The sequence below is a fragment of the Nonomuraea sp. NBC_00507 genome (genome assembly GCF_036013525.1).
In the GTDB taxonomy this organism is placed as follows: Bacteria; Actinomycetota; Actinomycetes; order Streptosporangiales; family Streptosporangiaceae; genus Nonomuraea.
In genome coordinates this window covers 11,609,045-11,629,470 of record NZ_CP107853.1, presented here as the reverse complement: position 1 = coordinate 11,629,470, position 20,426 = coordinate 11,609,045, and the positions used below count along the sequence as shown (strand labels likewise).

Genomic DNA, 20,426 nt, shown 5'->3' with positions numbered 1-20,426 from the left:
GAGCTCGGCAAGGGGGCGCAGGAGTGAGGGGAGAGGCCCGTTCGTACGCCGCGGCCCGCAAAGAGCGGACCGTGGACACCGACCGATGGCTCAAGGATCTCTTCCGCACGGCGAGCGACGGCGACCACGTCTCGTTGGTCGCCGTCGGGAGCCTGGGAAGGGGCGAGCTGGCCCCCGGCAGCGACCTCGACCTGGTCCTGCTGCACAACGGGCGGCCCGACGTGGCCAGGATCGCCGACCGGATCTGGTATCCGGTCTGGGACTCCGCGGTCAATCTGGATCACTCCGTACGCACGGTCGAAGAGGCCGTGGCCGTCGCCAGGCAGGACCTGAAGGCCGTGCTCGGCCTCATCCAGGCCAGGCACGTGGCCGGCGACCCCGAGCTGACCAAGAAGGCCAGGGAGGCGGTGCTCGCCGAGTGGCGGGCCGACTCCCGGCGCAGGCTGGGCGAGCTGCGTGACGCGGCCGACCAGCGGGCCAAGGCCAGCGGCGAGCTCGCTTTCCTCCTCGAGCCCGACCTCAAGGACGGCCGCGGCGGTCTCCGTGACGTCCAGGCCATGCAGGCCGTGGCGGCGGCCTGGGTCGCCTCCGCGCCGGGTCCCCGGGCGCGGGAGGCCTACGAGTTCATCCTCGACGTGCGGCACGCGCTGCACATCGTCACCGCCCGCGGCACCGACCGGCTCGTCCTGCAGGAGCAGGACGCCGTGGCCGGGCTGCTCGGCCTGCTGGACGCCGAGGCGCTCATGCGCAGGCTCGCCGAGGCGGGTCGCACGATCTCTCATGCTTTCGACGGCACCTGGCGCACCGTTGACAGACTCCTGTCAGGCCCCGCTCCCCGAGGCCGTCGCCCGCTGGCGGACGGCGTGGTCGAGCACGGCGGCGAAGTGGTGCTCGCCCGGGGGATCGACCCCCGCAAGGACCCCGTCCTGGTGCTGCGCGCGGCGGCCGCCGCGGCGGACTCCGGATTGCCGCTCGCCCCCGCTACTGTGTCCGTTCTCGCAGCTCAGTCGCCTCCCATGCCGGTGCCGTGGCCCGAGGAGGCCCGTGACGCGCTGGTGTCGATCCTCGGCGCCGGCCGCGCTGCCGTGCCCGTGTGGGAGGAGCTCGATCAAGCGGGCATCCTTGTCAAGTTGCTTCCTGACTGGGAGCGGGTCCGCCATCGCCCGCAGCGCCATCCGATCCACCGCTTCACCGTCGACCGGCACCTCATCGAGGCCGCCGCGAACGCCGCCAGCCACACCCGCGAGGTCTCCCGTCCCGACCTGCTGCTGATCGCGGCGCTGCTGCACGACATCGGCAAGGGCTGGCCGGGCGACCACTCGGCGACCGGCGAGGTCGTCGTCCGCGACATCGCCACCCGCATCGGCCTGCCCGCGTCCGACGTGGACACCCTGGCCACGGTCGTACGCCACCACCTGCTGCTGCCCGAGACCGCCACCCGCAGGGACCTCGACGACCCCGTCACGATCGAGAAGGTCGCCGGCACCGTCGGCTCACGGGAAGTGCTCGACCTGCTGGCCGCGCTGGCCGTCGCCGACGGCCACGCGACCGGGCCCGCCGCCTGGAACAGCTGGAAGGCCGGGCTGGTCGCCGACCTCGTGCGCCGGGTGAGGTCCGTGCTGGCAGGCTCGCCGCCGCCCAAGCCGCCCACCCTGTCGCCGGACCAGACCGCGCTGGCCAGGCACGGCGGCGGCGCCGTACGCGTCAACGGGGGGTCGGTCACGGTCGTGGCCCCTGACCGCGTGGGGCTGCTCTGGAGCGCCGCCGGCGTGTTGTCCGCGCACCGGCTCATCGTGCGCTCCGCCTCGTCCGCGTCCGCGGGCTCCACAGCGGTGATCGAGTTCTCCGTCATCCCGGAATATGGCACCCCGCCCGACCCCGCCACGCTGGAGTCCGATCTCCGTCTCGTCCTTGCCGGCCGTCTTGACATCGAGCAGCGGCTGGCCCGCCGTTCGCGTGCGGTGCGACCGCCCCGCGTACCTGTGGCCCCACCTCGGGTGACACTGGTCGACGACGCCTCCGCGACGGCCACCGTCGTGGAAGTCAGGGCCCATGACAGGCCGGGGCTGCTGTGGCGTATTGGACGGGCGTTCGGGGAGTGCGGTCTTGACGTGAGAGCCGCTCGCGTAGAGACTCTCGGCGCGGAGGCGGTTGACGTCTTCTACGTTGTCGATCGCGCCGGTCGCCCCCTCAGCGACGATGCGCAGAGGGCGCAAGTCCGCGATCAAGTGCTTGCCGCGCTGCGATAACCAAGAGCACACGACTGCCGGTCACAAATGTAACGATTGTGTCGGAATTGACGGTTAAGTCGGTTGCTCGGATACCTTGTGGACGGCTTGAGGCCCGTTGCCAACGGGACGATGTGAGGGGTAGCGGAAGCAGTGACTACGGGGAACTCCGACAGCGGCGTCGCCGCGAAGCGGGACCGCGGGAAGCGGTCGCTGCCACGGCTTCGCCTGCGCAACTGGCGCGTGCGGTGGCGTCTGACCGCGCTCATCCTGGTTCCCACCATCGCCGCCGTCGTGCTGGGCGGCGCGGACGTGGCGGCCTCAGTCCAGAGCATCGCCGACTACGACCGCACCGCCACCGCCGCCGAGCAGTCGGGGCGCATCCGCGACCTGGTCCAGGCGATCGGCCTGGAGCGTGACACCGGCGGCTGGATCGGCGCCAGCCGTGCGATGCGCAAGACGCTCGCCCAGCCGCTCGCCGAGCGCAAGGCCGCCGTCGACAAGCTCGTCGCGACCGTCCGCACCGACATCGACTCGATCGACGACTCCTACGGCCCGCGCGTGGTCAAGGCGGCCGAGCAGGCGCGGGGCGACCTGACCCGGCTGACGCGGATCAGGGCCGAGGGCCAGACCCGCACCATCCAGTACGACTTCCTCACCGACAGCCTGCTCAACCTGCACGATGAGCTGAGCCTCATGTCCGAGGACTCCCAGATCGTGGGCCAGTTCCGCGCCTTGAGCGCGCTCGCGCGGGCGAAAGAAGAGGTCTCCCGGCAGCGGGTCCTGCTGCTCCAGGCCTCCTACGCCCCCAACTCGGTGGACTCCAAGACCGTCGAGCAGTTCATCGCCTCCAACGCCCGCCAGCTGGACGACATCTCGACCGTCGGCACCGAGGCCGGCGTCGAGACCGGCCTGCAGCTGTCCAAGACGCTGACCTCCAGGCCCGAGTACGTCGGCGTCCAGCTCACCAAGTCCCGCGCGATCACGCTGGCCAGCGGCCGGGCGCCCGGCGTCCGGATCACGGACAACCTGATCTCCGCCAGGGCCAGCCGCCAGGAGTGGTTCGAGAACAACGGCGTCGTCATCGACGTCCTGCACAACATCGAGCGGGATCTGGCCGGCCAGGTGAACCTGCGGAGCCAGGAGCTGCGCGAGTCCGAGATCCGCAACGCGATCATCGCGGGTGTGCTGATCGTCGCGCTGCTGGTGCTGGTCCTGCTGTTCACCGTGGCCATCGCCCGGTCCATGGTCACCCCGCTGCGCCGGCTGCGTTCCGAGGCCCTGGAGATCGCCGGCTTCCGCCTGCCCGACGTGGTGCGCCAGCTGCGGGTTAACGGCGACGCGGGCGTCACCGACGTACGGCCGATCGAGGTCGAGGGCAACGACGAGATCGGTGAAGTGGCGCGCGCCTTCGACCAGGTGCACCGGCAGGCCGTGCGCCTGGCGGGCGAGGAGGCCGAGCTCCGCGGCAACATCAGCTCGATGTTCGTCAACCTCTCGCGCCGCACCCAGACGCTGGTCGAGCGGCAGATCTCACTGATCGACGGCCTGGAGAAGGGCGAGCAGGAGGGCGCCAGGCTGGCCGACCTGTTCAAGCTGGACCACCTGGCCACCCGCATGCGCCGCAACTCCGAGAACCTCCTGGTCCTCGCCGGCCACGAGGCCACCCGCCGGCGCAGCCAGCCGGCCAAGCTGGTCGACGTCGTCCGCGCCGCGCTGTCGGAGGTCGAGGGCTACGAGCGCGTCCAGGTCCGGGTCCACCGCACCACGTCGGTGCTCGGCAGCTGCGCGAACGACCTGGTCCACCTGGTCGCCGAGCTGGTCGAGAACGCCATCCAGTTCTCGCCGAACACCTCCCAGGTCATGGTCACCAGCAGCCTCATCGAGGGCGGCGGCGCGCTGCTGTCGGTGAGCGACACCGGCATCAGCATGACCGAGGAGGAGCTCGCCGAGGCCAACCGCCGCCTGGCCGAGCCGCCGGTGGTGGATGTGTCGGTGTCGCGGCGCATGGGCCTGTTCGTGGTCGGCCGCCTGGCGCTGCGCCACGGCATCAGGGTGCAGCTCAGGAAGGGCGAGGGCGCCGGCCTGATCGCCATGGTGCTGCTGCCGCCCACGCTGATCGCCGACGGCATGCAGCAGCCGCTGCCGCAGCGCCCCGCGTTCGGTGGCGGGACCGCGCCCACCCCGGCGTTCGGCACGCCAGGCCCGCAGGCGCCGCAGAACGGCATGTTCCGGTCGTTCGGCAGCTTCGACTCCGTCGACCGCGGACCAGCCAGACCCGGTCCGTACGACAGCGCGCCCGGAACGCCGAAGCCCGCGTTCGACTCCTTCGGCGCGGACCCCGGCCGTAGCGGGATATCCGGGTTCACCGCCGACACCGATGGGGGCTCCTACCGCAGGCAGCCGCCCTCGTTCGACTCCGGGACCTTCTCGTCGTACCCCAGCCCGGGGTCGCACCCATCTGGTAATGGCGCGTTCCAGACGCCGCAGTCGTACGCGACGAACGACGTGCGGAAGCCCGACCCGACGCCGTCGGTCGAGGTGTCGCCGATGGAGCCGGAGCAGGAGGAATACCTGCCGATCTTCGCATCGGTGGAGTCCGCCTGGTTCCGCAGGCCGCCCGGCGAGCAGCCGAAGCCCGCGGGCGAGGTCGGGGCCACTCCCGCGCAACCCGTACCCTCTGGGGAGGAAGCGTGGCGAACGGCCGCAGACGCCGGATGGCGGGCGGCGGCCGCAGCCAGCGAGCCCAGCCTCGGCGGCACGACCGCCGCCGGGCTGCCGAAGCGCACCCCCAAGGCCAACCTGGTGCCGGGTACGGCGAGCCAGCCACCCGCGCCGGCCCAACAGCCGCAGCAGCGGCAGGCGCCTGCGCAGCCGGTCTCAGCGGACCGGATACGCAGCCGGCTGGCCAGCTACCAACAGGGTGTGCGCCGCGGTCGCCAGGAACTTCGTGGACAGGAGGAACAGAGTGAGTAAGCGTCCCGTCGGGGAGGATGCGTGACAACCCTTAGCCATGAGGCGCACAGGTTCGACTGGCTGATCACCGACTTCGTTCGCAACACGCCCGGAGTCGCGCATGCCGTCGTGGTCTCCGCAGACGGCCTGTCCCTGGCCGCCTCGGAGGGCTTCCCACCGGATCGGGCCGACCAGCTGGCCGCCGTTTCGGCCGGCCTGCTGAGCCTGACCGTGGGCGCGTCCAGGGTGTTCGAGGGCGGTGCGGTGACGCAGACCGTCGTCGAGATGCAGCGCGGGCTGCTGCTGGTCATGGCGATCAGCGACGGCTCGGTGCTGACGGTGCTGGCGGGTCCTGATTGTGACATGGGGTTGGTGGCGTACCAGATGACGCTGCTGGTAGACAGAGCGGGACAAGCGCTCACGCCGTCCCTGCGCGCCGAACTTCAGGCCGCCAGGTCGCGGTGATGTGATGGAACTGATGGGAGAGGGCCGTGTACGGCACTGACGGAATCGGGGAAGAAGAGCCCCTGTTCCGTCCCTACGCGGTGACAGGCGGCCGTTCCGAGCCGCGCTATCACCTCGCCATGGAGACGTTGATCTCGTCCATGTCGATCCCGGACGAAGAGATGGTCCTGCTCACCCCCGAGCAGGAGGCCATCATGCAGCTGTGCAGAACGTTCCGGTCGGTCGCCGAGATCTCGGCCCTGCTCCGCGTCCCGCTGGGCGTGGCCCGGGTGCTCGTGGCGGACATGTCCGACGAAGGGCTTGTCCGCCTGCACCAGCCACGCCTCAGCCAGGGACAGCCAGACCTCAACATGCTCGAAAGGGTGCTCAGTGGACTACGCAGGCTCTAGCCCCGGGCTTACGTCGACGAAGATCGTCGTGGCCGGGGGGTTCGGCGTGGGCAAGACGACGTTCGTGGGGGCGGTGTCGGAGATCCTCCCGCTCACCACGGAAGCGGTCATGACCGACGCGTCCGCGGGCATCGACGACCTCGGGATGACCCCGAACAAGCAGACCACGACCGTGGCCATGGACTTCGGCCGGGTCTCGCTCGACCGCGACCTGATCCTCTACCTGTTCGGCACGCCCGGGCAGCACCGGTTCTGGTTCATGTGGGACGACCTGGTGAAGGGCGCGATCGGGGCGGTCGTGCTGACCGACACCCGGCGTCTGGCCGACAGTTTCCCCGCGATCGACTACTTCGAAGAGGCCAAGCTGCCCTTCGTGATCGGCATCAACGGCTGGGACGGCCACTTCCTGCACTCCGACAACGAGGTCAGGGAGGCGCTCGCGCTCCCATCGCACGTGCCGGTGGTGCGTACCGACGCCCGTGACCGCGAGTCGGTGAAGGCGACGCTGATCGCGCTGGTCGAGCACGTCGTCCGCCTTCGCGCGGCGCCGGTGCACTAAGCCCGCGTTCGTGGGGCGGCGTGCGTGAGCCGCGGCATCTGGTTTTAGAGGCTTTTTGGGAACCCCCTCGGGCTGGCCGCCGCACCGCGTGCCTGCGGCCCGCTGGGCTCGCCGTTGTCCGCGCATTCTCTCGTTGGGTACGTCGTTCGGCCGGTAACCGTACGTTGTACCGTACGAGGGTGACCGTGGAGTATTCGGGGAAGGGCGATCCCGCCCGCAGCCTGGCGCTGCTCTGGCGGACCAGTGAGCGGACCAGCCGCAAGGGCAGGCCTGAGCTGAGCGTGGAGCGGATCGTGCGCGCGGCCATCGACGTGGCCGACGCTGAGGGACTGCAGGCGCTGTCCATGCGCCGCGTGGCCGAGCGGCTGGGCGTGGGCACGATGTCGCTCTACACGTACGTGCCCGGCAAGCCGGAGCTGTTCGACGTCATGCTCGACACGGTCTACGGCGAGACCGCCAGGCCGGAGGATGCACCGGGCGGCTGGCGGGGCAGGCTGGAGCAGATCGCCAGAGAGAACTGGGCGCTCTACCTGCGGCACCCGTGGCTGCTGCAGATCGCGGCAACCCGGCCGGTGCTCGGGCCGAACGCCACCGCGAAATACGACTACGAGTTGCGTGCCGTGGACGGCATCGGCCTGACAGACCTGGAGATGGACTCGGTGATCACGCTGATCACCGGCTTCGTGCACGGGGCGGCCAGAGGGGCGGTGGACGCCGCGCAGGCCGAGAGCCAGACGGGGATGACCGACGAGCAATGGTGGGCCGCGCACGCGCCCTTCCTCAGCCTGATCGCCGACCCCGGGCGCTTCCCCACGGCCGCCAGGGTGGGCCAGGCGGCCGGCGAGGCGCTCAACGCGGCCTACAGCCCGGAGCACGCCTTCGAGTTCGGCCTGCAGCGCGTGCTCGACGGCATCGAGGCCCTGGTCAGCCAGCGGGCAAGGCTTACTTCGCCCTGAGAGGTCGTCGCCGAGGGCGTGCGGCACGCAAGCCGGACCTCAGCGGGGGATCCAGTCCTTCCACACGATCTTGTTCTCCGCCACCCACCGGGCCGCGGCCTCTTCGGCGGTCAGCTTCTCGTTGATCATGGCGCCGGCGACCGCGTTCTGGTCGTCGTTGGTCCAGGTGAAGTTGCGGACCAGCTCGTACGCCTTGCCGCCGTTCTCCGCGAACCGCTTACTGACGATCTTGTCGAGCAGGTACGGCGGGTAGTCGCAGGCCACCTTCCGCGCGTCCGCGTCGCAACCCACGGCGTACGGGGGGAGCGCGATCTTCACGAGTTTGACCTTGGTGAACAGCCATTGCGGCTCGTAGAAATACATCAAAAGGGGCGTCCGGTTCCGGGTGGCATTCTGCGCCGCCTTGATCAACGCATCCTCGCTGCCGGAGTAGACGACCTTGTAATTCAGCCCGAGGTTCTTCACGAGAGCCTCGTCATTGGTGACGAACGTCGGATCGCCATCCAGGATTTGCCCGGCGTTTCCGGTCTTCTCGGTCCGGAAGAGGTGTGCGTACTTATCGAGGTTTCGGTAGTCCGTAATGTCGGGATATTTCTTGACCATCCACTCGGGGACGTACCAGCCGATCACCCCCTTGTTCCCGGTGAGACCGGCCGACAGGGCCACCTTCTTCTCCTCGATGTACTCCTTCTTCAGGTCCGGATGGCCCCAGTTTTCGATGATCACATCGACCTTGCCGGATTCGAAATCCCGCCAGGACTGGTCTTCCTTCTCCTTCCGCTTGTTCACCTTGTAGCCCAGCTCGCGCTCCAGCAGGTAGGCGAGCACGGCGGCCTGCGCCTCGTACCCGACCCAGGCGTGAATGTCGAGGTTGACGGTCCCCTTGGACCCGGCGGAGGTTACAGGCTCCTCGCCGGTGCAGGCGGTCAGGAGCAGGGCCGCGACCAGCGGCCCGACGAACGTCTTCAAGCGCATGGGAAGTCTCCACGGCCGCGGCCCCCGTGGGGGCCGCGGCGTGACAGGGCGATCTCATGCCGACCTCTGAGATCGCACGAGGGGGTCACTTGGGGATCCAGGCCTGCCACTTGGCGGTGTTGGCCTCCACCCACTTCTTGGCGGCCTGCTCGCCGGTCATGCCGTTGTTGGTCATGTCGTCGGCGACGGCGTTCTGGTCCTCGTTGGTCCAGCTGAAGTTCTTGACGAGGTCGTAGGCCTTGCCGCCGGTGTCGGCGAACTTCTTGCTCACGATCTTGTCGAGGTCCATCTCCGGGTAGTCGCAGGCGACCTTCTTGGGGTCGGCGTCGCAACCCTCGGTGTAGGCGGGCAGGTTGACCCGGACCAGCTCGGTCTTGCTGAACAGCCAGTGCGGGTCCCAGAAGTAGAACAGCAGCGGCTTCTTCTGCGCCTGCGCCTGCTGGGCGCCCTTGATCAGGGCCGCCTCGCTGCCGCCGACCACGACCTTGAAGTTCAGCTTGAGGTTCTTGATCAGGGCTTCCTCGTTGCTGACGTAGGACGGGTCGCCGAACAGCAGCTGGCCCTTGTCACCGGACTCGGAGGTCTTGAACAGCTCGGCGTACTTGTTGAGGTTCTTGTAGTCGGTGATGTCGGGGTACTTTTCGGCCATCCATTTCGGGATGTACCAGCCGATGACGCCCTTGTTGCCGGTGGAGCCCGCCTCGACCGCGACCTTCTTCTCCTCGATGAACTGCTTCTTCAGGTCCGGGTGGCCCCAGTTCTCGATGATGACGTCGACGTCGCCGGTCCCGAAGCCCTCCCAGGCCAGCTGCTCCTTGATCTCGGGCAGCTCGACGTTGTAGCCGAGCTCGTTCTTCAGCAGGTACGCGACCACGTTCGCGCTGGCCTCGTACCCGACCCACGGGTTGATCGCGATCTTGACGGTCCCCGCGGCACTGCTGGCGCCGCCCTGCGGCGCGGCGGTGGAGCTGGGAGAGCTCTCGACCGTGGCCCCACCACAGGCGGTGGCGGCGAGTCCAAGGACGAGGAGGCCTGCGAGCAGGCGTATCTTCATGTGAGCTTCCTCTTTCGGGGGGAAGGGCGCCTGTCGGCGCCCTGCGTGATGCGGTCGAGCATGACTCCGAGCAGCACCGTCGCGATGCCGGCCACGAATCCGAGACCGAAGTCGGTCCGCTGCGAGAAGCCGAGGACCACGTCGTAGCCGAGCGCCCCGGCGCCTACTAGGCCGCCGACAACGACCATGGCCAGCGTCATCACGATGCCCTGGTTGGCGGCGAGCAGGATGGCCTGCCTGGCCATCGGCAGCTGCACCTTCCACAGCAGCTGGCCGGGCGTCGAGCCGGCCGAGGTCGCCGCCTCGACGACCGTGGCGGGCACGGCCTTGATGCCGTCCTCGACCAGGCGCACCACGGGCGGCACCGCGTAGATGATCGAGGCGAAGATGGCGGTGAACCTGGTGGTCTCGAACAACGCCAAGGCCGGCAGCAGGTAGACGAAGGCCGGCATGGTCTGGGCGGCGTCGAGCAGGGGTCGCTGCACGGCCGAGTAGCGTGGCGAGCGGGCCGCGGCCACCCCGAGCAGCAGGCCGATGAGGAGCGTGAGCAGCACCGCCACGGCGACCGTGGTCATCGTCTGCATGGCGTGCTCCCACGTGCCGAGCAACGCGATCGCCAGCAGGCAGCCGAGCGCGGTCAGCGCCCGCCGCACACCGCTGACCCGCCAGGCGACGGCCAGCACGGCGAGCGCGACCAGCCACCACGGGGCCGAGGTGAGCAGCCTCTCCAGCGGGTTGAGCAGGCCCTCGGTGGTGAGGTCCTTGATGAACGTCGTGACGGGATACCACGTGGTCTCGGCCCAGAGGACGGCGTCGTTGACCTCGGCGACCACGTTGAGCGTCCAGCTCTCCGGCCACATGCGCGGGAGCAGGGGGATGAGCGCGAGCCCCCCGACGCCCAGCACGCCGGCCGCGATGAGATCGGCCCTGCCGAGCGTGGCATGCGGACCGCGCCGGGAGACCGCCGTCATCATCCGGTCGAGCACCACGGCCATGATCACGATGGCCACGCCGGCTGGGAGCATGATGCCGACCTGCGCCCGTGACAGGCCGCGGATGATGTCGCCGCCCAGGCCGGGTGCGGAGATCAGGTTCGCGATGACGACCATGGACAGGGCCATCATGATCGTCTGGTTGATCGCCAGCGCCATCGTGGACCTGGCCAGCGGCAGGTAGACCTTGAAGAGCGTCTGCCGGCGGGTGGCGCCCAGCGACGCGGACGCCTCGACGGCGGTGGGGGAGACCTCCGAGATGGCCAGCGCGGTGATGCGGATCGCCGGTGGGATCGCGTAGATCATCGTCGCGATGGCCCCGGCCGGCGCGCCGATGTGGAAGAACAACGCCAGCGGCGCCAGGTACGCGAACGTCGGCATGATCTGCATGACGTCCAGCACCGGCGTGATCGCCCGCCGCCCTCGGTCCGACAGCCCGGCCCAGACACCGATCGGGATCCCGATCGCCAGCGACATCAGGACCGCGGCCGCGACCAGGGCCAGCGTGTCCACGCTGGACTCCCAAAGGCCCAGGAAGCCGAACGCGCTCACCCCCGCGACCGCGAGCAAGGCGATGCGCCAGCCGCCGGCCAGCCAGGCCAGCGCGCCCATGACGCCGGTGATGCCGGGCCAGCCGAGAGCGTACAGGGTGGTCTGGAACAGGTCGTAGAGCCCGCCGACGAAGAGCCTGATGTAGTTGAGGAAGTACAGGAACAGCGGATTGTCGTTGCGGTGGTCGTCGATCCACTCGCGCAGCTCGGTGATGGCCAGGAACTGCGGCGCCTCCTGGTCGTGCGGCAGCGTCCCCGTGCCGCGGAAGACCAGGTACGCCGCCGCGAACAGGACGGCGGCCCCGGCCGGTGCGGCCCATCGGGGCAGCTTCACCCTGGACGGCGCGCTGACAGCGGTGGTCGTGCTCATGCGCCCGCCGTGACCGGGACGTCCTGCCCCGAGAGGAAGGTCAGCAGGTCCACGCGGTCCACGACCCCCACCAGGTCGTCGCCGTCCACCACCTTGATCGGGCGGCCCGAGGCGGAAGCCAGGCCGATCGCGTCCTTGATGACCGTGGTGACCGGCAGCTCCGGCCCGTCCAACGGCTCGCCGGGCTCGGGGTCGCGGCAGATCCAGCGCAACGTCAGCACATGGCTCCTGGGCACGTCGCGGACGAAGTCGGACACGTAGTCGTCGGCGGGCGCGCCCACCAGCTCCTCCGCGGTGCCGAGCTGCACGATCGAGCCGGCCCGCATGATCGCGATCCGCTCGCCCAGCTTGAGCGCCTCGGACAGGTCGTGGGTGATGAACACCATCGTCTTGCCGACCTCGCGGTGCAGGCGGATCACCTCGGCCTGCATGTCCCGCCTGATCAGCGGGTCGAGCGCGCTGAACGGCTCGTCGAACAACATCACCTGCGGGTCGACGGCCAGGGCCCTGGCCAGGCCGACGCGCTGCTGCATGCCGCCGGAGAGCTGGTCCGGGTAGGCGTCGGCGTACCCGTCGAGGCCGACGAGCGTCAGGATCTCCCCGGCCCGCGCGTGCCTGACCGCCTTGGGCGTGCCCTGGATCTCCAGGCCGTACGCCACGTTGTCGATCACCTTGCGGTGCGGCAGCAGGCCGAAGTGCTGGAAGACCATGCTGACCTGATGGCGGCGGATCTCCCGGAGCCGGGCGGGGGAGGCGCGGCCGATGTCCTCGCCGCCGATCCTGATCTCGCCCGCACTGGGCTCGATGAGCCGGGTGAGGCAGCGTACGAGGGTGGACTTGCCACTGCCCGACAGGCCCATGACCACGAAGACCTCGCCGGGACGCACCTCGAAGCTCACGTCCCTGACGGCGGCGGTGCAGCCGGTCTTCTCGCGTAGCGCGGCAGGCTCGAGACGCCGGTCCTCGCTGTCCAGCACCTTTTGCGCCCTGGACCCGAAGATCTTCCAAAGGCCCTCAACAGTGATTGCCGCGCTGTCGGGAGAATCCCCCACACTCGCCTCCTCGTTTGCCGGGGCTCAACATATGTGGTGAATAACGTCAATCTCAATGTTGTGACCGTCCGGAGACCGGGGTGCCTCCGGCGTGTTATGCGGGTTGAAACGTTCAAATCACCCATATGTTGACATGAGGTGAGTTATTGGTTTATTTCTCACTTCTCGGGTCCGTAGATGGAGTTCCAGGTTTGTCCCTTCAGTCACAGAACTTCAATTTTGCCAAGTTATGTTCGGGTAGCCTCCCCTGCGTGTGATGTGTTCCAATTACCGGCACTTGCTGATTTCCTCAGTGGACACAGCACCCCAACAAATATGCCGATCCCGGGCGAGGTGCGTTCGGTGAGTACAGAGCTGGGCCAGAGGCAAGCCAGCGAGGGTAACTGGCGCCTGCGAAATTGGCGTGTCCGCGCACGGCTCGTCGCCCTGATCCTGATTCCGACGGCCGCAGCCGTGCTGCTGGGCGGCATCCAGGTGCTCGCCTCGACAGCCGCGGCCGGTGACTTCGCACGGACGAACCAGTTCGCCCAGCTGTCGCAGGAACTGGGCGCCCTCACCCACGCCGTCTCCGGCGAACGCGCCAGGACCGCCTGGTACATCGCGCGCAACCGGCCCACGGACGGGCTGGCCGACGTGCGGGCCCAGATGACCGAGGTGGACTCGGCGGCCACGGACGTGCGGGGCATCGCCAGGCGGCTGACGAGCGAGGTCACGGGCCGTACCGAGGACCAGCTCGAGCAGCTGCTCAACCGCCTCGACGACCTGACGGCCCTGCGCAAGCAGGCGCTGGACGCCAACCTGCTGCCCGGGCCCGCCGTCGAGCTCTACACGACGGTGATCAACGACCTGCTGTCCGTGCACAACGAGCTGATCAAGGGCAGCGCCGACGACGAGCTCTTCCGCCAGACCCGCATGCTCGACGCGCTGGCCCGGGCCAAGGAGAGCGTCTCCTACCAGCAGGCGCTGGTCACGGTCGTGCTGGTGGAGGGCGCGTTCGATCAGGACCAGCTCAAGCGCTTCCTCGGCGAGCAGTCCAAGGAGACCAACGAGCGCAAGGGCTTCGCCGCTGAGGCCACCGCCGAGGAGCGCCGCTTCTTCGACGAGACCGTCAACGGCAACACCGCCGAGCGCATGTTGTTCCTGCGCGAGCTGGTGCTGATCAGGGCCACGAACGGGCTCCCGCTCCGCGGGCTCGACCTGGGCAAGCGCGACGACGCCAAGGAGTGGTACGAGGCGTCGGACGTCGTCGTCGACTCCATGCGCAAGGTCGAGGACCGCCAGGCCCAGGGCATCGTGGCCCGCAGCGAGGCGCTCAGCGCGGACGAGAGGCAGCGCGCGTTCGTGACCGCGGGCGCCGTGCTCGCGCTGATGGTGGCCGTGTTGCTGATCACCACCGGGGTGGCCAGGTCGCTCGTGCGGCCGCTGCGCCGGCTGCGCGGCGAGGCCCTGGAGATCGCCGGCAAGCGGCTGCCCGCCTTCGTCCAGCACGTGCGCGAGTCCCGCGACGGCGCGGTCGACGCCGAGGTGCCGCCCATCGGGATCTTCTCCAAGGACGAGGTCGGCGAGCTCGCCCGCGCCTTCGACGAGGTGCACCGCGAGGCCGTGCGGCTGGCCGGCGACGAGGCGCGGCTGCGCGCCAACGTCAACGCCATGTTCGTGAACCTGTCGCGGCGCAGCCAGACGCTGGTCGAGCGGCAGCTGACGCTGATCGAGAAGCTGGAGCGGGGCGAGCGTGACGACGCCCGGCTCGGCGACCTGTTCAAGCTCGACCACCTGGCCACCCGCATGCGCCGCAACAGCGAGAACCTGCTGGTCCTCGCCGGGCAGGAGGCCGCGCGCAAGTGGAGCGAGCCTGTCGAGCTGATGGACATCGTGCGTGCCGCGCTCGGCGAGGTCGAGAGCTACGACCGGGTCAGCATCCAGGTGCAGTCGGACGTCGCCATCGCCGGGCAGGCCGTCACCGACGCGGTGCACCTCCTGGCGGAGCTCATCGAGAACGCGGTCTCGTTCTCCTCGCGGGACACCAAGGTCATCATCTCCAGCAGCCGCATCGACGGCGGCTCGCTGATGTTGTCGGTCACCGACAACGGCATCGGCATGAGCCAGGAAGAGCTGGGCGAGGCGAACTGGCGGCTGGCCAACCCGCCGGTGGTGGATGTGTCGGTGTCGCGCCGCATGGGGTTGTTCGTGGTCGGCCGGTTGGCGCTGCGGCACAACATCCGGGTCCAGCTGCGTCGCCAGGACATCGGCGGGTTGACGGCCATGGTGCTCATCCCGCCGATGCTGCTCACCGACGTGCCCGGCACGATGCCCGCCATGCAGCCGTCCGCCGCCCAGTCGCCCGCCGCCCAGCCGCACACCATGCAGCCGCCGGCCCGGCAGCCGTTCGGGTCTCAGTCGTCGTTCGGCTCCCCGTCGTTCGGGTCGGAGCCGTTCACGTCGGAGCAGCAGCCGTTCGCGTCGGAGCCGTTCGGCTCCCAGTCCTTCGCGTCCGAGCCGTTCGGTTCCCAGTCGTTCGCGTCCGAGCCGTTCGGCTCAGGGTTCCAGCGGGACGTGGAGGTGCCGCGGCAGGGGCAGCCGGCCATGCCGCCCTACGGGCCCGGACACCCGTCGTTCGACGTCGCGCCGCCCGCGCCGGAGCCGTCGTCGTGGTTCAGCTCGCCGCACACGAGCTCCGGCTCGGCCACCGTGGAGCCGCCGCCGGACGTGACCACGCCGCCCGCGACGTATCCCTCGTTCGCCACACCGGCGTCATCCAAGGACGAGTTCCTGCCGATCTTCGCGTCCGTGGAGGACAGCAGCTGGTTCACCAAGTCGGCGCCCACCGCCGACCGCCGGGACCCTGCCTGGTCGTCGCCCGCCGACCAGGGCTGGCAGGCGGCCGGTGCGGCCGAGGAGCCGGCTCAGGGCGGGACTACGAACTCGGGCTTGCCGAAGCGGACGCCGAGAGCGAATCTGGTACCGGGCACCGCAAACCCGAAGCCGCCCCCCGCTTCCGCTCCTCCGCTGTCTCCTGATCGCCTGCGCAACAGGCTGGCCAGCTACCAGCAGGGTGTGCGCAAGGGTCGCTCAGAGCTCGAGGAGGACTCATGAAGGAGCTGAGCCAAGCCGCCAGGGACATGAACTGGCTGGTCAGCAGCTTCGTCGACGAGGTCCCCGGCGTCGCGCACGCTGTGGTCGTCTCCGCTGACGGGCTGCCCATGGCGTTCTCCCGAGGCTTCCCCAAGGACCGCGCCGACCAATTGGCCGCCATCGCCGCCGGGCTCGTCAGCCTCACCCAGGGCTCCGCGAGGGTCTTCGAAGGCGGAAGTGTCACCCAGACCCTCGTCGAGATGGACCGCGGGTTGCTGCTGGTGATGTCGATCAGCGACGGATCTTCCTTGGCGGTGCTGGCCGCGCCCGACTGCGACATGGGGCTGGTGGCGTACCAGATGACGATCCTGGTCGAGCGGGCGGGACAGGTGCTGACGCCGGCCGTGCGGGCGGAGCTGTCCAGCGGTCGCCGGTGAGGGATCCGCAGCGAAGCGAGGACATCCCATCACAGGACCGCCTCGCGGGGCGAGGCCAGATGAACGCAGTGAGGAGCAGACGTGGCATCGTGGCATAACGGGGAGCCGGAGGCCGAGCGCAGCTCGCTGGTCCGGATGTACGCCGTGACGGGCGGCAGGACCGCTCCGCGCAGCAACCTCGCCATGGAGGCACTGGTATCGTCGGCCACCTCGGCGCAGCTCGGCCCGACCTACGCCCGCGAATACCGTGCGATCAGCGAGCTGTGCCGTCAGGTCAGGTCCGTGGCGGAGATCTCCGCGCTGCTGAGCGTCCCGCTCGGCGTCGCGCGGGTGCTGGTCGCCGACATGGAGGCGGACGGGCTGGTCAAGGTGTACCAGCCGCAGTTGGAGGCAGGACTGCCGGACAGGGGCCTGCTCGAAAGGGTTTTAAGTGGACTTCGCAGGCTCTAGCCGGCTCACCTCCACGAAGATCGTCGTGGCAGGCGGGTTCGGTGTGGGGAAGACCACATTCGTGGGCGCGGTTTCCGAGATCATGCCGTTGACCACCGAAGCGGTGATGACCGAGGCGTCCGAGGGCATCGACGACCTCGAGCACACGCCCGGCAAGACCACCACCACCGTGGCCATGGACTTCGGCCGGCTCACGCTCGACAGCGACCTGATTCTCTACCTGTTCGGCACGCCTGGACAGCACCGGTTCTGGTTCATGTGGGACGATCTCGTCCGCGGGGCCATCGGAGCCGTGGTGCTCGTGGACTCGATGCGGCTGGCCGACAGCTTCCCCGCCGTCGACTACTTCGAGGAGTCGGGGATGCCGTTCGTGGTCGGGCTCAACGGCTGGAACGGCGAGTTCCCGCACATCGAGAGCGAGGTGCGGGAGGCGCTGACGCTCTCAGCCCATGTGCCGATCGTCCGGACGGACGCCAGGGACCGGCAGGCGGTCAAGCGCACGCTCATCACCCTCGTGGAGCACGCGGTCACCGTGCGGGCTCACTGAGCGTTCCACCAGTAAGCGGCCACCAGCTCGGCCACCAGCGTCTCGGTCAGCAGCGCCACGTCCGGGTCGTCATCGTGCGCGTAGCGGACGGCCGCCGCGGCGGCCGGCACGTCGGCGCCCACGGTGATCACGGTGGACCCGCGCTCCCGTACCCAGTCCATGGCCTGAGCGTCGTAGCGGGAGCCCGGGAAGAGCAGGGCGCGGTAGTCGAGGGTCTTGGTGAGGTACACGTCCACGTGCGCCCAGTCGCCCGTCTCACCGGCGTCGGCCGGACGGCGTGGGCCCTCCCTGAACATCAGCGCCGACTGCTCGGCCGACGACAGGCGCTCGGCCGGGGCGATCGTGTAGACGCCGTGGGGGCCGTCCAGCAGCTCCATGGCCAGGGGCAGCCACTCGTCGCGGCGATCCAGGAGGTCCGCCGTGGCCTCCGCGCTCTTCTTGATCAGGGTGGGCACGTCGCGGCCCGCTCCCGTCAGCCTCGTCTCCAGGGCCAGCAGGAGCGCCAGGGTGTGCTGGAACGTGCGGCAGGCCACGCCGCCGCGCTCCTCGCCCGCGTGCATCGGGATGACGAGGTCGGCTCGTCCGGCCAGGGGCGAATCGGGCGCGTTCGTGAGGGCCGCCACGAACGCCGGGCCCTGGGCGTAGCGTTCGGTGGCGTCCAGGGTCTCCCTGCTGCCGCCGGTCGCCGAGATCGGGATCACCAGCGTGTCCTTCGAAGGCGGGTACGTGGCCGCCGCCGAGGCGTAGTCGGCATACGCGTCGACGCCGGCGGCGCGCAGGCGCAGGGCCGCCACACCGGCGGCGTAGCGGGAGCTGCCCATGCCGAGGAACAGCACCCTTGTGGTGCTCTGCGGGAGCTTCTCGAAGGGGTCTTCCCTGGTCAGGACGTCAGCCAGGGCCGTGAGGGACTCCGGCTTGGACTCCAGGTCGGAAAGGTAGAGCTCAGAATTCACGAGATGTTCTCCTCGGGGTACCAGGTGTGGAGGACGCCCATGGCGGCGTAGCGCCATCGGGGGAGGTGACGGGCGGCGTAGATCAGCTCGCGGCACTCCTGCTCCACCTCGAACGGGCGGATCAGGGTCTCGTCCAGGAGGTCCGGGCGGTTCCGCGCGGACAGGCGGGCCTTGTAGGCCGTCAGCATGATCGCGCGGGCCTTGGCCGCCCACGACGCCGCTTCTTCGGGTGGCAGGCCGCGTCTCTTGATCGCCACCTGGGCCACGTGCTCCAGGCTCGTCGTCAGCTGGGCCACGTCCCTGGCGGCGGGTTGATGCGGGTCCGCGTCCGTGACGGTGGGGTTGCCGTCGAAGTCGATGACCGCGTAGCCGTCTCGCCATTTGAGTATCTGGCCCACGTGGAGGTCGCCGTGGATCCTGATGCGTGGGGTGGTGATGGGCTGGTGCAGGCGGGCCAGCTCGCGTCTGAGGTGCCCGGTGCGCGTGGCCAGCCAGCGCCCGTCCTCGCCGTCCGTGACGTCCAGCGCCTCGTCCAGCGCCGCCTCCGCCCTGGCGGCCGTCCGGCCGCTCGCCGCACCGGCGGCGGGCCGGTGCGGCGAGGTGGGGGCGTGCGGCAGGGTGGCGAGGGCGAGGTGGAGATCGGCGGCGAGACGGCCGAGGTCGGCGGCGAAGACGGTCGTGCCTGCCTCGGCTTCGTCCACGCACCATTCCCAGCCGTCCCTCGCCTCGGGGAGATAGCCGGTGACCAGGGCCAGCAGGCACTCGCGCCCGTCCACCGGCCCGGTCAGAGCTGCGTAGGGCGGGGCGGTGTCGTTGAAGCCCGCCTCAACGAGGTGGGCGAAGATCTCAGGGGCGGGATGGGGCAGCGGCACCGGCGGGGTCAGCCACTTGACGACGACCTTCTCCTCCACCACGACCGAGTAGTTCGTCTGGTCCACGTGAGCGCCGAAGTCACGCTCTGCCGGGACCCCAGTGTGGAGATCTCCGCGCTCGTACGAGAGGGTGGGCAACGGAAGGAAGCGGCGCACGGCGAACGGCGGCGGCGCCTCATCCTCCAACACCGCCAAAACAGCCGCGGTGAACCCGCGGTCTCGGGCGGTAAGGGGTTTCTCACCGAGAGAGATCAATCTCTGGCGAATTGAATACCAATTCAACACGAAGAGCAAACTTCCTGGTAGCAATGTGGGGAAAAGTCTTGCTCATGTTGATTTCTGCTGCAACACTCCTGCTCTGGTCTGCTGTGTCCGGTAAGGTCGCGCGACCCCTCGTACATCGCACATTCAGAAGGAGTAGCGGCCGTGTCCCGAATCCGGTTCACCCGTCGTCTTCCGGCCGCCGTCGCGGCGGCCGGCCTCGCGCTCGCCGTCGCGGCGTGCGGCGGTGAGTCGTCGACCAGTCCACAAGGCACGACCGCGGCGACGGCCGACCAGCTCAAGCCCAACGCGGATCTGTCGCAGCAGACGCTCCAGGTGACGGTCTGGGATGGCTACACGCCCAAGGAGCTTCCCGAGAAGGTCAAGGAGAAGCTCAAGGTCAAGGACATGAAGATCGGCCTGCATGCCACGAACGAGGAGGCGATGACCAAGCTCACCGCCCCCGGTGACAGCGGCGTCGACGTGGCGTTCGTGTCCGGCCAGTACGCCCAGGCGCTCAACGAGCAGGGCCTGCTGGAGCCGATCCACGCCGAGCTGATCCCCAACCTGGCCAACCTCTATCCGGAGGCCACCCAGCTCTCCTACGACAAGGGCAACAAGTACTCCGTGCCCTACACCTGGGGCACGACGGGCATCTGCTACCGCACCGACCTGGCGAAGACCCCGGTGACGAGCTGGAACGATCTTCTCAAGCCGCCCGCCTGGGCCGACAAGAAGGTCACGATGATGACCACCGAGCGCTGGCTGGCCCTGCCCGCGCTCAAGTCGCTCGGCTATTCGGTCAACACCGACAAGGACGACGAGATCGCCAAGGCCAAGGAGCTGCTGCTCTCGGCCAAGCCGCACCTGCTCGGCTACGACGACACCACGTTCGGCGACAAGCTGAAGTCCGGCGAGGCCGTCATGGTCGAGGCGTGGGACGGCTGGTGCCCGACCTCGGAGAAGAACATCAAGTTCGTGGTGCCGAAGGAGGGCAGCGACCTCTGGGTGGACACGATGGTGATCATGAAGACCTCCAAGAACAAGGAGGCGGCGCACGCCCTGATCAACTACATCCTCGACCCCGAGATCCACAGCTGGGCCGCCGCGAACATCAACTACAAGGTCCCCAACAAGGCCGCCATGGACAAGGTGCAGGTCCCCGCGGGCTCGCTGCTCGGCATCAAGCCCGCCGAGCTGCTCAACGGTGAGGCGATCATCGACCTGGGGCAGGCGTCGACCAAGTACACCCGCCTGTCGACCGAAGTCACGGCGCAGTCGTAATTGC

17 protein-coding genes are annotated in these 20,426 nt (G+C 69.2%); 11 read left to right on the top strand and 6 right to left on the bottom strand.

Annotated elements, in window-relative coordinates; genetic code table 11:
• Positions 1-23: 23 nt before the first annotated feature.
• The 6 genes from OHA25_RS55305 (at position 24) to OHA25_RS55280 (ending at position 7,552) form a co-directional block, all read left to right on the top strand.
• Positions 24-2,249, top strand: a complete 2,226-nt coding sequence (locus OHA25_RS55305; RefSeq protein WP_327584824.1) for a [protein-PII] uridylyltransferase — start codon at positions 24-26, stop codon at positions 2,247-2,249.
• A 132-nt stretch (positions 2,250-2,381) separates the two neighbouring features.
• A complete protein-coding gene (locus OHA25_RS55300) occupies positions 2,382-5,204 on the top strand; it encodes a sensor histidine kinase (protein WP_327584823.1) in 2,823 nt (940 codons plus the stop codon).
• Positions 5,205-5,225: 21 nt separating this feature from the next.
• The gene (locus tag OHA25_RS55295) at positions 5,226-5,648 is read left to right on the top strand and encodes a roadblock/LC7 domain-containing protein (protein ID WP_305918264.1); all 423 of its coding nucleotides are present in this window, start codon (positions 5,226-5,228) and stop codon (positions 5,646-5,648) included.
• Between the two features lie 26 nt (positions 5,649-5,674).
• Positions 5,675-6,037, top strand: coding sequence for a DUF742 domain-containing protein (locus tag OHA25_RS55290; protein ID WP_138665684.1), 363 nt, complete (start codon positions 5,675-5,677; stop codon positions 6,035-6,037).
• A gap of 28 nt (positions 6,038-6,065) precedes the next feature.
• Positions 6,066-6,596: a GTP-binding protein gene (locus OHA25_RS55285; RefSeq protein WP_327584822.1), complete on the top strand. Its 531-nt coding sequence runs from the start codon at positions 6,066-6,068 to the stop codon at positions 6,594-6,596.
• Between the two features lie 179 nt (positions 6,597-6,775).
• Complete coding sequence (locus OHA25_RS55280) at positions 6,776-7,552, top strand: TetR/AcrR family transcriptional regulator (protein ID WP_327584821.1); 777 nt, start codon at positions 6,776-6,778, stop codon at positions 7,550-7,552.
• A gap of 39 nt (positions 7,553-7,591) precedes the next feature.
• On the opposite strand, the gene OHA25_RS55275 is transcribed toward OHA25_RS55280, so the two are convergent.
• The 4 genes from OHA25_RS55275 to OHA25_RS55260 all read right to left on the bottom strand — a co-directional run bounded on the left by OHA25_RS55275 (position 7,592) and on the right by OHA25_RS55260 (position 12,546).
• Positions 7,592-8,527, bottom strand: a complete 936-nt coding sequence (locus OHA25_RS55275; RefSeq protein ID WP_327584820.1) for an ABC transporter substrate-binding protein — start codon at positions 8,525-8,527, stop codon at positions 7,592-7,594.
• Between the two features lie 85 nt (positions 8,528-8,612).
• Positions 8,613-9,581: an ABC transporter substrate-binding protein gene (locus tag OHA25_RS55270; protein WP_327584819.1), complete on the bottom strand. Its 969-nt coding sequence runs from the start codon at positions 9,579-9,581 to the stop codon at positions 8,613-8,615.
• On the bottom strand, positions 9,578-11,494 hold the full coding sequence (locus tag OHA25_RS55265; protein ID WP_327584818.1) for an ABC transporter permease: 1,917 nt from the start codon (positions 11,492-11,494) through the stop codon (positions 9,578-9,580). The genes OHA25_RS55270 and OHA25_RS55265 overlap by 4 nt, the downstream gene beginning before the upstream one ends.
• Positions 11,491-12,546: a quaternary amine ABC transporter ATP-binding protein gene (locus OHA25_RS55260; protein ID WP_327584817.1), complete on the bottom strand. Its 1,056-nt coding sequence runs from the start codon at positions 12,544-12,546 to the stop codon at positions 11,491-11,493. Before OHA25_RS55260 ends, OHA25_RS55265 begins: the two co-directional genes overlap by 4 nt.
• Positions 12,547-12,888: 342 nt before the next feature.
• Between OHA25_RS55260 and OHA25_RS55255 the strand changes: the two genes are divergently transcribed.
• The 4 genes from OHA25_RS55255 (at position 12,889) to OHA25_RS55240 (ending at position 17,052) form a co-directional block, all read left to right on the top strand.
• Positions 12,889-15,639 (top strand): nitrate- and nitrite sensing domain-containing protein, encoded by a 2,751-nt coding sequence (locus OHA25_RS55255; protein WP_327584816.1) that lies wholly within the window; start codon positions 12,889-12,891, stop codon positions 15,637-15,639.
• Positions 15,636-16,055: a roadblock/LC7 domain-containing protein gene (locus tag OHA25_RS55250; RefSeq protein WP_442942003.1), complete on the top strand. Its 420-nt coding sequence runs from the start codon at positions 15,636-15,638 to the stop codon at positions 16,053-16,055. Before OHA25_RS55255 ends, OHA25_RS55250 begins: the two co-directional genes overlap by 4 nt.
• A gap of 135 nt (positions 16,056-16,190) precedes the next feature.
• On the top strand, positions 16,191-16,505 hold the full coding sequence (locus tag OHA25_RS55245) for a DUF742 domain-containing protein (protein WP_327591191.1): 315 nt from the start codon (positions 16,191-16,193) through the stop codon (positions 16,503-16,505).
• Entirely contained in the window at positions 16,486-17,052 is a 567-nt protein-coding gene (locus OHA25_RS55240) for a GTP-binding protein (RefSeq protein WP_327584815.1), read from the top strand. The genes OHA25_RS55245 and OHA25_RS55240 overlap by 20 nt, the downstream gene beginning before the upstream one ends.
• Here the strand turns inward: OHA25_RS55240 and OHA25_RS55235 are convergent.
• Both OHA25_RS55235 and OHA25_RS55230 read right to left on the bottom strand, forming a co-directional pair.
• Positions 17,046-18,005, bottom strand: a complete 960-nt coding sequence (locus tag OHA25_RS55235) for an SIS domain-containing protein (protein WP_327584814.1) — start codon at positions 18,003-18,005, stop codon at positions 17,046-17,048. The genes OHA25_RS55240 and OHA25_RS55235 overlap by 7 nt on opposite strands.
• A complete protein-coding gene (locus OHA25_RS55230) occupies positions 18,002-19,066 on the bottom strand; it encodes a hypothetical protein (protein WP_327584813.1) in 1,065 nt (354 codons plus the stop codon). The genes OHA25_RS55235 and OHA25_RS55230 overlap by 4 nt, the downstream gene beginning before the upstream one ends.
• Positions 19,067-19,303: 237 nt before the next feature.
• Here OHA25_RS55230 and OHA25_RS55225 point away from each other — a divergent pair, with 237 nt between their 5' ends.
• A complete protein-coding gene (locus OHA25_RS55225) occupies positions 19,304-20,422 on the top strand; it encodes a polyamine ABC transporter substrate-binding protein (RefSeq protein ID WP_327584812.1) in 1,119 nt (372 codons plus the stop codon).
• Positions 20,423-20,426: the final 4 nt, after the last annotated feature.

Bases quoted from the DNA above. Each gene is read 5' to 3' on its own strand.
- OHA25_RS55275 (WP_327584820.1), bottom strand. From the start codon at position 8,527: ATGCGCTTGAAGACGTTCGTCGGGCCGCTGGTCGCGGCCCTGCTCCTG.
- OHA25_RS55270 (WP_327584819.1), bottom strand. From the start codon at position 9,581: ATGAAGATACGCCTGCTCGCAGGCCTCCTCGTCCTTGGACTCGCCGCC.
- OHA25_RS55265 (WP_327584818.1), bottom strand. From the start codon at position 11,494: ATGAGCACGACCACCGCTGTCAGCGCGCCGTCCAGGGTGAAGCTGCCC.
- OHA25_RS55250 (WP_442942003.1), top strand. From the start codon at position 15,636: ATGAAGGAGCTGAGCCAAGCCGCCAGGGACATGAACTGGCTGGTCAGC.
- OHA25_RS55245 (WP_327591191.1), top strand. From the start codon at position 16,191: ATGTACGCCGTGACGGGCGGCAGGACCGCTCCGCGCAGCAACCTCGCC.